12 protein-coding genes are annotated in these 15147 nt (G+C 73.7%); all 12 read right to left on the reverse strand.

What is annotated here, in order from left to right; genetic code table 11:
• Window positions 1–65: 65 nt before the first annotated feature.
• A complete protein-coding gene (locus ACH34T_RS28210; protein ID WP_396023950.1) occupies window positions 66–812 on the reverse strand; it encodes a cell division protein FtsQ/DivIB in 747 nt (248 codons plus the stop codon).
• A gap of 107 nt (window positions 813–919) precedes the next feature.
• The gene (murC, locus tag ACH34T_RS28215) at window positions 920–2329 is read right to left on the reverse strand and encodes a UDP-N-acetylmuramate--L-alanine ligase (RefSeq protein ID WP_396023951.1); all 1410 of its coding nucleotides are present in this window, start codon (window positions 2327–2329) and stop codon (window positions 920–922) included.
• Window positions 2326–3420 (reverse strand): undecaprenyldiphospho-muramoylpentapeptide beta-N-acetylglucosaminyltransferase, encoded by a 1095-nt coding sequence (gene murG / locus ACH34T_RS28220; protein ID WP_396023952.1) that lies wholly within the window; start codon window positions 3418–3420, stop codon window positions 2326–2328. Before murG ends, murC begins: the two co-directional genes overlap by 4 nt.
• 39 nt (window positions 3421–3459) lie before the next feature.
• Complete coding sequence (gene ftsW / locus ACH34T_RS28225; RefSeq protein WP_396023953.1) at window positions 3460–4713, reverse strand: putative lipid II flippase FtsW; 1254 nt, start codon at window positions 4711–4713, stop codon at window positions 3460–3462.
• Between the two features lie 2 nt (window positions 4714–4715).
• On the reverse strand, window positions 4716–6116 hold the full coding sequence (gene murD, locus ACH34T_RS28230) for a UDP-N-acetylmuramoyl-L-alanine--D-glutamate ligase (protein WP_396023954.1): 1401 nt from the start codon (window positions 6114–6116) through the stop codon (window positions 4716–4718).
• 50 nt (window positions 6117–6166) lie between these two features.
• Window positions 6167–7228, reverse strand: a complete 1062-nt coding sequence (gene mraY / locus ACH34T_RS28235; protein WP_396023955.1) for a phospho-N-acetylmuramoyl-pentapeptide-transferase — start codon at window positions 7226–7228, stop codon at window positions 6167–6169.
• Entirely contained in the window at window positions 7225–8607 is a 1383-nt protein-coding gene (gene murF, locus ACH34T_RS28240) for a UDP-N-acetylmuramoyl-tripeptide--D-alanyl-D-alanine ligase (RefSeq protein WP_396023956.1), read from the reverse strand. Before murF ends, mraY begins: the two co-directional genes overlap by 4 nt.
• The gene (locus tag ACH34T_RS28245; protein WP_396023957.1) at window positions 8604–10139 is read right to left on the reverse strand and encodes a UDP-N-acetylmuramoyl-L-alanyl-D-glutamate--2,6-diaminopimelate ligase; all 1536 of its coding nucleotides are present in this window, start codon (window positions 10137–10139) and stop codon (window positions 8604–8606) included. The genes murF and ACH34T_RS28245 overlap by 4 nt, the downstream gene beginning before the upstream one ends.
• 84 nt (window positions 10140–10223) lie before the next feature.
• A complete protein-coding gene (locus ACH34T_RS28250) occupies window positions 10224–12440 on the reverse strand; it encodes a penicillin-binding transpeptidase domain-containing protein (RefSeq protein WP_396023958.1) in 2217 nt (738 codons plus the stop codon).
• Complete coding sequence (locus tag ACH34T_RS28255) at window positions 12437–13066, reverse strand: hypothetical protein (RefSeq protein ID WP_396023959.1); 630 nt, start codon at window positions 13064–13066, stop codon at window positions 12437–12439. Before ACH34T_RS28255 ends, ACH34T_RS28250 begins: the two co-directional genes overlap by 4 nt.
• Window positions 13063–14055 carry a 16S rRNA (cytosine(1402)-N(4))-methyltransferase RsmH gene (rsmH, locus tag ACH34T_RS28260; RefSeq protein ID WP_396023960.1) on the reverse strand — a complete coding sequence of 331 codons (993 nt, stop codon included), beginning with the start codon at window positions 14053–14055 and terminating at the stop codon, window positions 13063–13065. Before rsmH ends, ACH34T_RS28255 begins: the two co-directional genes overlap by 4 nt.
• 247 nt (window positions 14056–14302) lie before the next feature.
• Window positions 14303–14734, reverse strand: a complete 432-nt coding sequence (mraZ, locus tag ACH34T_RS28265; RefSeq protein ID WP_131963293.1) for a division/cell wall cluster transcriptional repressor MraZ — start codon at window positions 14732–14734, stop codon at window positions 14303–14305.
• Between the last annotated feature and the right edge of the window lie 413 nt (window positions 14735–15147).

Below are 15147 nucleotides of genomic sequence, written 5' to 3' on the forward strand. Positions count from 1 at the left end.
CCGGAATCGCCGCGACACACGCACCGGACCCGAACGACCGCTCACATCGCCTTCGGGATCCCGGGTCACTGCGTCTTGAGAATCTCGGGCGAGCTGATGTCGGCGGTGCGGACGGCGCGTCCCGCCGGCGTGCGCCACAGCGCGTCCAGCAGCCGGACCTTCTCCTCCGCCCGCTCGGCGGCGCCCCACAGCACCGTCTGGCCTCCCCTCATGTGCAGCGTGACCGCCGCGGGCCCCGTCGCGGCGACCTCGCTCAGCCTCCCCCGCACCCTGTCCGGCAGGCCGGACAGGACGTCGAGCGCCGCGAGGGTCGACCTGTCGGACGGCCCGGGCGAGGCGACCGTCAGCGTCGGGAGCCCGGACGGCCGGGACGCGTCGTCCGCCACGACGACGCCGTGCCGGTCGATCCGGTGATAACTTCCGTCACGTTCGAAGACGGCCACGGGCGTCCGCTCGCGGACCACGATGCGGACCGTGCCCGGCCAGTGCCGCTCGACGTCGGCGGACTCGACCTCCCTGAGCCGCTCGACCCGCTCCCCGATCGCGCCGGTCCCGAGCCGCGCCATCGGAGTGCCGAGGTCGATCCCGGCGGCGGCGACGATCCGGTCGCGGGGCGCCAGCGCGGTCCCCGTCACCTCCACGTGCCGCACGACCAGCAGCCGCGAGCCGAGCAGCACCCACGTCACCGCGCCGAGCGCGCCCAGCACCAGCAGGGTGACGAAGACCACCTTCCACCGGTTCGGGCGGCGGCGTTCTCCCGGCGCCGGATCGGCGTCCGCCGTCGCGGGCCGGCTCGTCCGCGTCTCGGTCATGGCCACAGCTTGGCAGCGTTCCCCCCGTGTGCCGCCGACCGCGCGCACGGCGGCGTGTCACCCGCGAGCCGTCACCTCACTTGCGACCGCCTCACGTGCGGGCCGTCTCAGGTGCGGGCGAGGCGCTCCAGGACGAGCGGGCCGAGCTGCGTCACGTCCCCGGCGCCCAGGGTGATGACGACGTCGCCGGGCCGGGCGAGGGACGCCGCGAGGCCGGGCACCTCGTCCCGGACGGGCGCGTACACCGTCCGGGTCGCGGCGGGGACGGCGTCGGCGACCAGCGCGCCCGTCACGCCGGGCTCCGGGTCTTCGCGGGCGCCGTACACGTCGAGGACGACGGCGACGTCGGCGAGGCCGAGCGCCGCGCCGAACTCGGCGGCGAAGAACCGGGTGCGGCTGTACAGGTGCGGCTGGAACACCGCGACGATCCGCCCGTCCTGGCCCTTCTGGCCGAGGTAATCGCGGGTGGCCTCCAGGTCGGCGGTCAGCTCCGTCGGGTGGTGGGCGTAGCTGTCGAACACCTCGACGCCGCCCGCCTCGCCCTTGCGCTCCAGCCGCCGCATCGACCCGGTGAACGACGCGAGGCCCGCGCGCACCGCGTCGAAGCCGTGGCCGAGGAGCCGCGCGACCGCGACGGCGGCGGTCGCGTTGTGCGCGTAGTGCCGTCCGGGCACCTCAAGGCGCATCTCGCCCAGGCCCTCGATCTCGAAGCTGGAGCCCAGGCCGCGCGGGGTGAAGCCGGTGATGCGCAGGTCGGCGTCGTCCGCCTCGCCGTAGGTGACGACGCTCAGGCCGCGCTCGCGGGCGGCCTCGGCCAGCTCGCGGGCGACCGGGTCGTCGGCGCCGGCGACCAGCGCGCCGTCCGGGACGACGCGTCCGGCGAACGCCGCGAAGTTCTCCTTGACCTTCTCGAACGCGCCGTAGTTGTCGAGGTGGTCGGCCTCCACGTTGGTGACCACCGCGATGTGCGGGGTGTAGCGCAGGAACGAGCCGTCGCTCTCGTCGGCCTCCGCGACGAACACGTCGCCGGCGCCCTCGTCGGCGCCGAGCCCGGTGGTGACGAGCTGCCCGCCGATGCAGTACGACGGGTCGTCGCCCGCGTGCTGCAAGGCGACGGTGAGCATCGACGTCGTCGTCGTCTTGCCGTGGGTGCCCGCCACCGCCACCGCGCGGCGTCCGACCATCAGCGCGGCCAGCGCCTCCGAGCGGTGCAGGACGCGCAGGCCCCGCTCGCGCGCCGCGACCAGCTCCGGGTTCGTCTCGCGGATGGCGGTGGAGACCACCACCGTGTCGGCGTCGCCGACGTGCGCGGCGTCGTGCCCGACGAAGACCTTCGCGCCGAGGTCGCCGAGTTGGGTGAGCAGATCGGAGTCGCGCGCGTCGCTGCCGGACACGGTGAGGCCGCGGCGCAGCATGATGCGGGCGACGCCGGACATCCCCGCTCCCCCGATCGCGATGAAGTGGACCCGGCCGAGGTCGCCGGCGGGCACGACGTCGCGAGGATCGATCAGGCTCATCGGGCGGAGCCCGCCGAGCGGACCACGTCGTACACCATCTTCGCGAGCGCGACGTCGGCGTCCCGGCGTCCCATCTTCCCGGCGGCCTCCGACATCGCCGCCACGCGGGCCGGATCAGCCAGCACCGGCAGCAGGTGCCGCGCGATCCAGTCGGGCGACAGCTCGGCGTTGTCGACGAGCAGCCCGCCGCCCGCCGCGACGATCGGCTCGGCGTTCAGCCGCTGCTCGCCGTTGCCGATCGGGAGCGGCACGTACACCGCGGGCAGCGCGACCGCGGCCAGTTCCGCGCACGTCATCGCGCCGGCGCGGCACATGGCCATGTCGGCGGCGGCGTAGGCGAGGTCCATCCGGTCGCAGTACGGGATCGTGACGTACTGCGGCCCGCCGGACGACGGCTCGGGCTCCTCGGTGTTCTTCGGCCCGACGATGTGCAGCACCTGGATGCCCGCCTGCCGGAAGTACGGCGCGGCGGCGACCGCGGCCTGGTTCAGGGATCTGGCGCCCTGCGACCCGCCGAAGATCAGCAGGGTGGGCATGTCGGGGAGGAGACCGAAGTACGAGCGGGCCTTGTCGCCCGTCGCGAGCCGGTCGAGGGTGGCGATCTCGCGGCGCAGCGGGATGCCCACGAACGTGGGGTTCGGCAGCGGCGAGTCGGCGTGCGAGACCGCGACGTGCTCGGTGAAGCGTGCGCCGAGCTTGTTCGCGAGACCGGGCTTCGGGTTGGCCTCGTGGACGATGATCGGGACCTTGCGCTTGCGCGCGGCCAGATAGCCGGGGGTCGCGACGTAGCCGCCGAACCCGACCAGGATGTCGGCCTGCGCCTGGTCGAGGACGGCCGCCGCCGCGTTGATCGCGCCGCGCAGCCGTCCGGGCACCGTCAGCAGCCGCGGGGTCAGCGTGCGGGGCAGCGGCACCGGGGGGATCAGGGCGAGCTCGTAGCCGCGCTGCGGGACGAGCCGGGTCTCCAGACCCCGCTCCGTCCCGAGGCAGACGATCCCGACGTTCGGGTCGCCCCGGCGCAGCGCGTCCGCGAGAGCCAGGGCGGGCTCGATGTGTCCGGCGGTGCCGCCGCCGGCCAGGACAACCCTCATGCTCGTTGACAACTCCTCAGCATGTTCGGAAGGGGGAATTCAACGCCGTGCCAGACCCAGCCAGCTTAGAGCCCTCACGACCGGTCCGGGGCCCCGTGCGGAGAGTGCCTGCCGCGCGCCGGGCTCGCGTTTCGCGAACGCGAGCAGCATCCCGAGCGCGAACAGGCTCGGGATGAGCGCCGAACCGCCGTAGGACACCAGCGGCAGCGGGATCCCCGTGATGGGCAGGACGCCGATGACGGCGCCGATGTTCACGATGGCCTGCACGACCAGCCACGCCGTCGCGCCGGCGGCCGCCAGCCGCGTGAACGGGTCGTTCACCCGGCGCGCGATCCGCAGGCCGGCGTAGGCGAGCAGCCCGAACAGCCCCAGGACGACGAGCGTGCCGACGAGCCCGAACTCCTCCCCCACGATCGCGAAGATGAAGTCGGTCTCGGCGTGCGGCAGGTAGTCCCACTTGGCGCGTCCCTCCCCGAGGCCCGTGCCGAACAGTCCGCCGGACGCGACCGCGAACAGCCCCTGCGTGCCCTGGTAGTTCGTCGTGAGCTGGTTGCCTGCCGGGTCGAGGAACCCGGTGAGCCGCTGCATCCGGTACGGCTCGACGACGATGAGGATCGACACCAGCAGGCACACGAGCCCGGCGATGCCGACGAACAGCCGTCCGGGGGCGCCGACGACCCACAGCAGCGCCAGGAAGATCGTGAGCAGCACCAGCGTGGTGCCGAGGTCGCTGCCCAGCATGACCAGCAGGACGAGCAGCCCCGCGCCCGGCATCAGCGGGACGAGCAGCGGCCGCCACTCGGTGAGCTGGCCGAGCCGGTCCTTGCGGGCCAGCAGGTCGGCGCCCCACAGGACGAGCGCGAGCTTGGCGAGCTCGGACGGCTGGATCTGCACCGGCCCGAGGTCGACCCAACGGGTGGCGCCGCCCGCGCTGCGTCCGAGGCCCGGGATCAGGACCATCGCCAGCGCGACGACCGACAGCAGCAGCAGCGGGTAGGCCAGCGCGCGGAACGTCTTCACCGGCAGTCGGGACGCCAGCCACATGCCCGGCAGCCCGATCGCCATCCACATGGCCTGCTTCTGGAACAGCGTGTACGCGGACCCGGTCGCCTGGAGCTGCTTCACGCTGGACGCCGACAGCACCATCGTCAGCCCGAGCGCGAGCAGCAGCACCGAGCAGCCCAGCACCAGGTAGTAGGACGTGAGGGGACGGTCGAGCAGCCCGACGGCGGCGACCACCTGCTCCCGCGGCCCCGAACGCCGCCCGCCCTCCTCCTCGGCCGCGGCCGTCATCGCTACCGGACGTCCTGGGCCAGGCGCTCGACGGCCGCGATGAAGGCGTCGCCGCGGGCCGGGTAGTCGGCGAACATGTCGAAGGACGCCCCGACGGGGGCGAGCAGCACGGTGTCGCCCGGGCGGGCGAGGGCGGTGGCTTCGGTGACGACGCGGTCCATCGCCCCAGTGTCGGTGTCGGAGACGTCCACGACCGGGACATCCGGGGCGTGTCGCGCGAGTGCCTCGGCGATCCGGTGCCGGTCGCGGCCGATCAGCACGGCGGCGCGGAGCCGTCCGGCGCACGACCGGACCAGGTCGTCGACGTCGAGGCCCTTGAGGAGGCCGCCCGCGATCCACACGACGGGCTCGAAGGCGGTGAGGGACGCGGCGGCGGCGTGCGGCTGGGTCGCCTTGGAGTCGTTGACGTAGGCGACGCCGGCGACGTCCGCGACGTGCTGGATGCGGTGCGGCTCGGGCACGAACGCGCGCAGCCCGTCCCGGACGGCCTCGGGCGGCGCCCCGAACGCGCGGGCGAGACCGGCGGCGGCCAGCGCGTTGGCGACGTTGTGCGGCGCGAACGGGTGGACGTCGCCGACCCCCGCCAGCTCGGCGGCCTGGCTCGCGTGCTCCGTGAAGGCGCGGTCGACCAGCAGCTCCTCGACGACGCCGAGTTCGCCGGGGCGCGGCACCCGGAGCGTGAATCCCACCCGGCGCTCCACGCCCTCGGCGCGTTCGGCGAGTGCCGTGGACGTCTCGTCGTCGGCGTTGTGGACGGCGACGCACCCCGGCGTGAAGATCTTGGCCTTGGCGGCGACGTAGGCGTCCATGGAGCCGTGCCAGTCGAGATGGTCGGGCGCGACGTTCAGCACCGCCGCCGCGTAGGGCGCGAGCGAGTTCGACCAGTGCAGCTGGTAGCTCGACAGCTCGACGGCCAGCACGTCGTACGGCTCGGCCACCGCCTCCACGATCGGCGTCCCCACGTTTCCCACGGCGAGGGCCTTGTGACCGGCGGCGGTGAGCATGCACGCCAGCATCCGGACGACGGTGGTCTTGCCGTCGGTCCCGGTGATCGCCAGCCAGGGCGCGGCGTCCGCCGGGCGGAGCCGCCAGGCCAGCTCGACCTCGCCGATGATCTCGATGCCGGCCGCCGCGGCCGCGGCGAGCAGCGGCACGTCGGGACGCCAGCCCGGCGACGTCACCACGAGGTCGGTGCCGGCGGGCAGCCCCTCGCCGTCGCCGAGCCTGACCGCGACCCCGCGCGCCTCCAGTTCGGCGGCGTGCCCGCGCTGCTCCTCGCCGTCGCGCGCGTCCACGACGGTCACCCGGGCGCCGTGCCCGGCGAGCACACGCGCGGCGGCGCGCCCCGACACACCCAGCCCGGCGACGCAGACGCTCCGCCCGTCCCAGGAAAGGTCCTTCATTCCCGCTTCCTGCGGGGGGACGACCCCCCGCACCCCCCGGTTCGCTCCGCTCATTCCTTGGGCATCCATTCCAGGTAGAACAGCCCGATGCCGATCGCGACGAACAGCGCGGACATCAGCCAGAAGCGCACGACGATCGTCGTCTCCGCCCAGCCGGACAGCTCGAAGTGGTGCTGCAGCGGGGCCATCTTGAACACGCGCTTCTTGGTCATCTTGAACCCGCCCACCTGGATGATCACCGACAGCGTGATCGTCACGATCAGCCCGCACAGGATGGCGAGCAGGAACTGGGTGCGGGTGAGGATCGCGAGGCCGACCAGGACGCCGCCGAGCGCCAGCGAGCCGGTGTCGCCCATGAAGATCTTCGCGGGCGGTGCGTTCCACCACAGGAAGCCGAACACGCCGCCGAGCACGGCCGCGGCGACGACCGCGAGGTCGAGGGGGTCGCGGACGCTGTAGCAGTTCGGGGCGAGCGCGAAGTCGGTGCAGCTGTTGCGGAGCTGCCAGTTCCCGATGATGACGTAGGCGGCCAGCACCATCCCGGCCGGGCCCGCCGCGAGGCCGTCGAGGCCGTCGGTCAGGTTGACGCCGTTGGACATGGCCGCGATGAGCAGCAGCGCCCACACCACGAACAGGTACGGGCCGATCGAGGGGCCGAAGTCGCGCAGGAAGGACAGGTGGGGGGCGGCGGGGGTGATGTCGTAGCCGTTCGGGAAGTTGAGGGATGCGACGGCGAACACGACGCCGGTCAGCACGATCCCGATCATCTTGGCGCCGCTGCGCAGGCCGAGGCTGCGCTGCTTGAACACCTTGATGTAGTCGTCCACGAACCCGACGGCGCCGAGGCCGGTCATCAGGAACAGCACCAGCATGCCGGAGATCGTCGGCTCGTTCCCGGTGAACAGGTGCGCGGCGGCGTAGCCGACGAGCGAGCCGACGATGAAGACCGTCCCGCCCATCTGGGGAGTGCCGCGCTTGGCGGCGTGCGCCTCCGGGCCGTCGTCGCGGATCATCTGGCCGTAGCCGAGCCGGTTCATGATCCGGATCCACACGGGCGTGCCGACCATCACGAAGATCAGCGCGACCCCGGCCGCGATGATGATGTTGGTCATCGGCCGTCCTCCGCGAGGATCGCCGCGGCGACCCGTTCGAGCCCGGCGACGCGGGAGGCCTTCACCAGCACGACGTCCCGCGGCGCGAGCCGCCCGCTGAGCGCGGCCACCGCCGCGCCGACGTCATCCACCTGCACGCACTCTCCCGTCCATGACCCCACCCGGCCCGCCCCGTCCGCGATCGCCGCCGCGTTCGCTCCCACGACGACGAGGCCGGCGACCCCGCTCCGCGCGGCATGCTCCCCGATCTTGGCATGTTCCGCGGCGGACGATGCGCCGAGTTCGGCCATTTCCCCCAGGACGGCGTAGGCGCGGCGGCCGCGGGCCATGTGCGCGAGGACGTCGAGGGCGGCGCGCATCGAGTCGGGGTTGGCGTTGTAGGCGTCGTTGACCATCGTCACGCCGTCGGGCCGCTCGGTGACCTCCATCCGCCACCGGCTCACCGGACCGGCCTCCGACAGTCCCTCGGCGATGTCTCCGGTCGCCATCCCGGCCGCCCGCACCGCCGCCGCGGCGGCCAGCGCGTTCGGGACGGCGTGCGCCCCGACCAGCCGGAGCGCGACCGGCGCCGAGCCCTCCGGCGTGACGAGGGTGAACCCGGCCCGGCCCTGCTCGTCGAGCGTCTCGTCCACGGCGCGGACGGCGGCGCCCGGCGACCGGCCGAACGTCACGACCTCGCCCCGGGTCCGGGACGCCATCGCGGCGACCAGCGGGTCGTCGGCGTTGAGGACGGCGGTCCCGCCCGGCGGCACCGCCTCCACGATCTCGCCCTTGGCGCGGGCGATGTTCTCCCGGCTGCCGAACTCCCCGACATGCGCGGTGCCGACGTTCAGCACCACCCCGACGTCGGGACGGGCGATACCGGTCAGATAGTCGATGTGGCCGATCCCGCGCGCGCCCATCTCCAGGACGAGATGCCGCGTCGTCGCGTCGGCGCGCAGCACGGTGAGCGGCAGCCCGAGCTCGTTGTTGAACGACCCGGGCGGGAACACGGTCGGGCCTGCACGGCCCGCGACCTGCCCGATGAGGTCCTTCGTGGACGTCTTGCCCGCCGACCCGGTGACCGCGATGACGGTCACGTCCGGCAGCCGCTCCAGCACGCCGCGGGCGAGCCGTCCGAGCGCCTCCTGGACGTCGGCGGCGACGACGCACGGCCCGTCCACCGGACGCTGCGCCAGCACCGCCGCGGCCCCGGCGGCCAGCGCCCCGGACGCGAAGTCGTGCCCGTCCGCGCGCTCGCCCTTCAGCGCCGCGAACAGCGCCCCCGGCTCCACGGCGCGGGAGTCCATCACCACGGGACCGCTCACCATGACGTCCGGGGGCCCGTGGAGGGTCCCTCCCGTGATCTCCGCGATCGTCGACAGCGGAAGTGGGATCACGCCTGCGTCCCGTCCCCTCTTGTCCCTGTCGTATGGCGCCGGAGCGCCTCCCGGACGACCTCGCGGTCGTCGAACGGGTGCACCACCCCCGCCACGTTCTGCCCCTGCTCGTGGCCCTTGCCCGCGACGACGAGGACGTCGCCGCGGCGGGCCCGGCCCACGGCCAGCGCGATCGCGGCGGCGCGGTCGGGCTCCACCACGATGTGCGCCCGCTCGGCCTGCGGCACCTTGAGCCCGCCCTCGACCATAGCGGCGAGGATCGCAAGCGGATCTTCCGACCTCGGGTTGTCGTCGGTGAAGTACGCGGTGTCGGCCAGCCGGGCGGCGGCCTCCCCCATCAGCGGGCGCTTGCCGCGGTCGCGGTCGCCGCCGCAGCCGATCACCACCGTGAGGTCGCCCTCGGTGACGGGACGCAGCGCGGTCAGGACGGCCTCGACCGCGCCCGGCTTGTGGGAGTAGTCGACGAGGGTGACGAACTCCTGGCCCTCGTCCACCCGCTCCAGGCGTCCGGGGACGCCGGGCAGGGACGCGACCCCGCGCACCGCCGCCTGCAGCGGGACGCCCGCCTCGACCAGCGCCACGATCGCGGCGAGCGCGTTCGCGACGTTGAACGGGCCCGCGAGCCGGACCTCGCCGTCGGCCTCGATCCCGCCGGGCCCGACGACGCGGAACACGCTGCCGTCGGCGCCGACGCGCACGTACTCGGCCCGCCAGTCGGCCGCCGGGTCGCCGGACGCCGAGAACGTCGTCACCGGCACCGACGCGATGTCCAGCAGCTCGCGGCCGTGGTGGTCGTCCAGGTTGACGACGCCGACGCGCGAGTACTCGGGCGTGAACAGCCGGGCCTTGGTGAGGAAGTAGTCCTGCATGGTCGGGTGGTAGTCCAGGTGGTCCTGGGAGAGGTTCGTGAACACCGCGACCTCGTAGATCATGCCGCCGACCCGGCCCTGCTTCAGCGCGTGGCTGGACACCTCCATCGCGGCGGCGCCGACGCCGCGCTCGCGCATCATCGCCAGCAGCGCGTGCAGGTCCGTCGCCTCCGGCGTGGTCAGCGCGCTCGGCACCCGTTCGCCGCCCACCCGGATCTCGACGCCGCCGACCAGGCCGGTCTCGATCCCGGCGGCGCGCAGGCCCGCGTCCAGCAGGAACACCGTGGTGGTCTTGCCGCTGGTGCCGGTGACGCCGATCGTCGTGATGTCGCGTCCCGGCTCCCCGTACACCCAGGACGCGGCGTCGCCGAGCCGGGCCCGGACGTCCGCCACCACCAGCACCGGCAGGCCCGTCGCCGCCGCCCGGTCGTACCCGTCGGGATCGGTGAGGATCGCCGCCGCGCCCGCCTCCGCCGCCTGCGCCGAGAACTGGGCGCCGTGCGCCCGCGCGCCGGGCAGCGCCGCGTAGACGTCGCCCGGCAGCACCGCCCGCGAATCGTGCGTGACGCCCGTCGCCGACACCTCGTCCCAGCCGCCGCGTTCGATCCCGAGGAGCGCCGCGAGCCCGCTCAGCGGACGGGCCGGATTGGTGGTGGGACGCATGGCGTTTCTTTCGGTACGGACGGAACGGGACTGCTGGTGCACGGGTCGTGGTGGACTCACAGGCGAGGAGAGTACTCGCTGCGGTCAGTCTCGGGCGTGAATCTGAATGGTCGGCGGCCTGCTCCCCGTCGGCGGGACCTTCTCGGACCGCAGGGCGAAGCTCATCACGTCCTTGAAGACCGGCGCGGCCGCATCGCCACCATAGTGGCTGCCCCGCTTCGGATCCTGCAGGACGACCTGCACCACAAGCCGCGGATCGTCCGCCGGGGCGAACCCCGCGAACGACGCCGTGTAGCCGCCGCCGTCGTAGGTGCCGGTGCGCGGGTTGACGTTCTCGGCGGTGCCGGTCTTGCCCGCGACGCGGTACCCCTCGATCTGCGCCTTGGGGGCCGTGCCCTCGTCCGTCGGCACGCCCTCCAGCATGTCGCTGATCTGCCGGGCCGTCCGCGCGCTGATCACCTGCTTGCGCGGCGGCGCGGGCGCGGCCGTGAACTTGTCGTCGCCGCCGACGGTGCCCTCGACGAGGGTGGGCGCGACGCGGACGCCGCCGTTGGCGATGGTCGCGTAGACGCTCGCCATCTGCACCGCGTTCACCGACACCGTCTGCCCGAACGCGATCGGGTACCGGTCGGTGCCCGACCACTGGGCGGGCGGCTTCAGCAGGCCGGCCGTCTCGCCGGGCAGCGGCAGGCCGGTCTTCTGGCCGAACCCGAAGTCGCGGAGCGTCTGGTAGAGCCGCTGCGAGCTGATGCTGTCGCTGGCCATGATGGTGCCGACGTTGCTGGACTTGGCGAGCACGCCCGCGAACGTGAGCCGCTCGGGCGGATGGTGGTGCGAGTCCCTGAACGCGATGTCGTACTTCCTGATCGTGTCGGGGACGGTGTAGGGGGTGTGCGGGGTGACGCCGCCGTGCTCCATGACGGCCGCGGCCGTGACGACCTTGCCGGTGCTGCCCGGCTCGTACGCCTCCTGCACCAGCGGGCTGCCCCACAGGTTCCGCTCGGACTCGCCGTAGTCGTTCGGGTCGAACCCGGGCGCCGAGGCCATGGCGAGCAGCTTGCCGGTCTTCGGGTCCATCACGATGACGCTGCCGCTCTTCGCCTTCGTGGCCCTGACCTGCTTCTCGATCGCCTGCTGCGCCTTGAACTGCAGGTCGCGCCGCAGCGTGAGCCGCAGGCCTCGGCCGGGCTCGGACGGGCGCTTCTGGTCCTCGCCCATGGGGATGTGCTGGCCCTGGAGGCTGATCTCCACCCGCTGCCAGCCGTCGCGGCCGGCGAGGACGCCGTTCATCGAGCTCTCCAGCCCGGCGGCGCCCTTCCCCGTGTCGTTCACGAACCCTATGACGCTGGCGGCCAGCGAATCGTTGGGGTACTCCCGGCGGTATTCCGGCAGCGTCCCGATTCCCGGGAGGTTCCACGAGGTGATCAGCCGGGCCTGGTCGGGCCGGACGCCGTGCGCCAGGTACACGAACCGGGTGCGGGTCTTCCCGAGCTGCTTCATCAGCGCCGCGGGGTCGAGGCCGAGCGTCGGGGCCAGCGCGTTGACGATCGACTGCCGCCGGCCCGGCTCGATCATGTGCGGGTCGGCGTAGATCGCCCGCGCCTCCACCGTCATGGCGAGCGGGTGGCCCTGCGCGTCGGTGATGTCGCCGCGGATCGCGGGCAGCTCGATCTTCTCGAGCCGCTGGCGCATCGCCTCCTCGCTGTACTTGTCGGACTCGATCGTCTGGAGCTGGACGAGCCGTCCGGCGAACAGCGACAGCACGAACGCGACGACGAGCAGCCCGACGTTGAGCCGCTTGAGCGGGTCGCGCCGGTGGAACGGGACGCGGGTCCGCGGGCCGCGGGGCGGCGGGCGCCGTCCCGGGCCTCCGCCGCCGGGACGCGGCGAGCGCCTGGCCCCGTCGCCGGGGCCTCCGCCAGCCGGGCCGGTCCTGGACCTGGCGGTGTGGCCGTTCCGTCCCGTCTCGCCAGCGCGCCCCTTCCCGGGCGCGGCCTTGGCGGGCGCCTTCTTCTGTGCGGGCTTCTGCGCAGGCCTTTGGGCGGGCTTCGGGGCTGGCTTCTGGGCGGGCTTCTTCGGGCCCGGCTTGGTGGGCACGCCGGCGGCCCCCGCGTCGTCGCGCGTCGTCTCCCGGCGCGGCGGCTTCTTGCGCGGGGACTCCGTGCGCGGGACGGGACCCATGCCGCTGCGCGCGGGACGCCGGGCGGCGCTGCCCTTCGTGCCCGGCCGTCCCGCGCCGTCCGAGCCGCGTCCCCGGCCGGGAGGAGGCCCGGCGGTCCCGCGTCCCGGCCGTTTCGTCACCGCGCGCCCTGCCCGGCGGCCGCCGGCGGGACGCCGTCGCCGGGCACCACGGTGCCGGGGACGCCGACCACGCCCGCGGCGCCCGCCGCCGCGGCGGCCTCGGGCGGCACCGGACGGATCGTGCCGCCGCTCGCCCTGCCGGTGCCGGTGTCGAAGAAGGCGTGGTCCTCGGCGGGCCTCATGCCGAGCCCCTTGGCCTTGTTCGACAGCTGAGCCGGGGAGTCGCCGCGCGCGATGTCCTCTTCGAGCGCCTGCCGCTGCTGGTCGAGCCGCTTGTTGTTCTGCTGCAGCCGCGTCAGGGTGAACGCGTCCTCCGCGAGGACGGTGTTGAGCAGCAGCAGGCTCACCAGCGCGCCGCCGAGCAGCCCGACGATGAGCAGCACGAACGGGGCGCGCGGCGGCGAGTGCGCCGCCGCCCGCTTGGCGGCGTCCTTCTTCGCGGTCGCGTTCTCGACCGCGGTGCTCTTGGTCGCCGCGCCGGTCTTGGGCGCCGTGTCGGCGGGCGCAGGCGTGCGCTTCGCGGGCGCGGGCGCGGGCCGCGCGGGCGCGCGCCCGGCCGGCGTACGCGGGGCGGGCGGCTTCTTGCTGGGGGCCTTGGCCGGCGGCCGCTTGGTCGTCGTGGTCATGTCGCCTCCCGGACCCGCTCCGCGGCGCGCATCCGCACCGATCCGGCCCGTGGGTTGGTCGTGGTCTCCTCGTCGGACGGCAGTTCCGCCCCGCGTGTTAGAAGCCGGAACCTCGGCTCGTGTTCGGGCAGCGGGACCGGCAGGTCCGGCGGGGTGGTGTCGGCCGCCTGGGCGGCGAGGACCTGCTTGGTGATGCGGTCCTCAAGGGAGTGGTAGCTGAGGACGGCGACCCGGCCGCCGACCGGGAGCGCGTCCAGGGCGGCGGGCAGGGCCCGGCGCCAGGCGTCGAGTTCGCCGTTCACCTCGATGCGCAGCGCCTGGAAGGTGCGCTTGGCCGGGTTGCCGCCGGTGCGGCGGGTCGCGGCCGGGATGGCGGTGCGCACCAGGTCGGCGAGCCGCCGGGTCGAGTCGAGCGGGGCGCGCTCGCGCTCGCGGACTATCGCCGCCGCGATGCGCTGGGCGAACCGCTCCTCGCCGTACTCGCGCAGGATGCGCGCGAGCTCGGCGGGCGGGTAGCCGTTGACGACCTCGGCGGCGGTGAGGCGCTGGGCGCGGTCCATCCGCATGTCGAGGGGCGCGTCGTAGGAGTAGGCGAAGCCGCGTCCGGCCTCGTCGAGCTGCGGGGACGAGACGCCGAGGTCGAACAGGACGGCGTCCACCCCGGGGACGCCGAGACGGCGCAGCACCTCGGGGATCTCGTCGTAGACGGCGTGCTCCAGGGTGACCCGGTCGCCGAACGGGGCGAGCCTGCGCGCCGAGCGTTCCAGCGCGGTGGCGTCGCGGTCGAGGCCGATGAGGCGCAGCCGCGGGACGGCCCGCAGCATCGCCTCGGCGTGGCCGCCCATGCCGAGCGTGGCGTCGAGGTAGACGGGGTCCCGGCCGGTGACGGCGTCCGCCGCGAGGGTGAGCGCGGGGGTGAGGATCGCCAGGACGCGACCGAGCATGACCGGTACGTGACCGGACTTGGCCGCGTGGTCTCCCACGTCCATGGTTCCACCCCCTGTGCTGCCACTTCGCTCGCGGACTGCGTGGCGTCGCCGGACCGGACGACCGGTACCCCCCGGCGGCGGCCTCGCCCGGCCAGGTCCCCATCCGCTGCCCTTGGGAAGACACCGCGTGGTTGCGCGGGGGGTCGCCGTCTGGCGCCGGGGAAGCTGCGCCAGCTGGCTAGGAGAGCGGCTGGAGACCTGGCCGAACGTGGGCCATAAGCCGGTCATCGGACCGACGGGTCGTATCTCAGAGGATCCCTGGCAACACCTCCTCCGAGACGTCGGAGAACGTCTCCTCCTCCTGCTCCAGGTAGGTCTCCCACGCCTGCGCGTCCCAGATCTCGAGTCGCGTGTTGGCGCCGATGACCGTGCAGTCGCGGGTGAGGCCCGCGTACTTGCGGAGCGGCGGAGGTATGGTGACGCGGCCCTGCTTGTCGGGGACCTCGTCGGAAGCACTGGCGAAGAAGACCCGGCTGTAGCCGCGTACGGCCTTCTCGGTGACCGGTGCGGCACGCAGAGCCTCGGTTATCCGCTGGAACTCCGCCATGGGGAAGACGTACAGGCAGCGTTCCTGGCCCTTCGTGATCACCAATCCCCCCGACAGCTCCTCGCGATATTTCGCCGGCAGGAACAGCCGTCCCTTGTCGTCGAGGCGCGGCGAATGGGTGCCGAGGAACACCGGCCCCACCTCCCCGCGCCGCATGGGGCGCACCTGCTCCCCACGGCGCCCCACTCTACTCCACTCTTCCCCACCGTCAACAATAAAAACACGTTCCATCGGCCGATTCGGCCGACGAATCCCCAGTTCAGAGGGGGTGGTGAGGAGTGGGGGCGCGCGGCGCGCCGTCCGCGTGCCGCGGCGCGGGAAATGGCGTCCGCGCGCTCCCGTCCCGGGGCGGCCGGGGGACAGGAGGGGCCCGGTGGAGAGAAGTGGTGCGCCGCGGCGGGTTAGGACCCCGATCCCGTGGAGCACAATGGGCTCGCGTTCACCATGAACATCGCGGCGCGCCGTCCGACGACGTACTGTCGTTTGGGCGGCCGCAAAGAGCGCCGCACCGGCGCGTGAATGGAGCGGGCTCCGAATGAGGGGCC

Source organism: Actinomadura sp. 9N215 (assembly GCF_044326345.1).
Classification (GTDB): Bacteria; Actinomycetota; Actinomycetes; order Streptosporangiales; family Streptosporangiaceae; genus Spirillospora.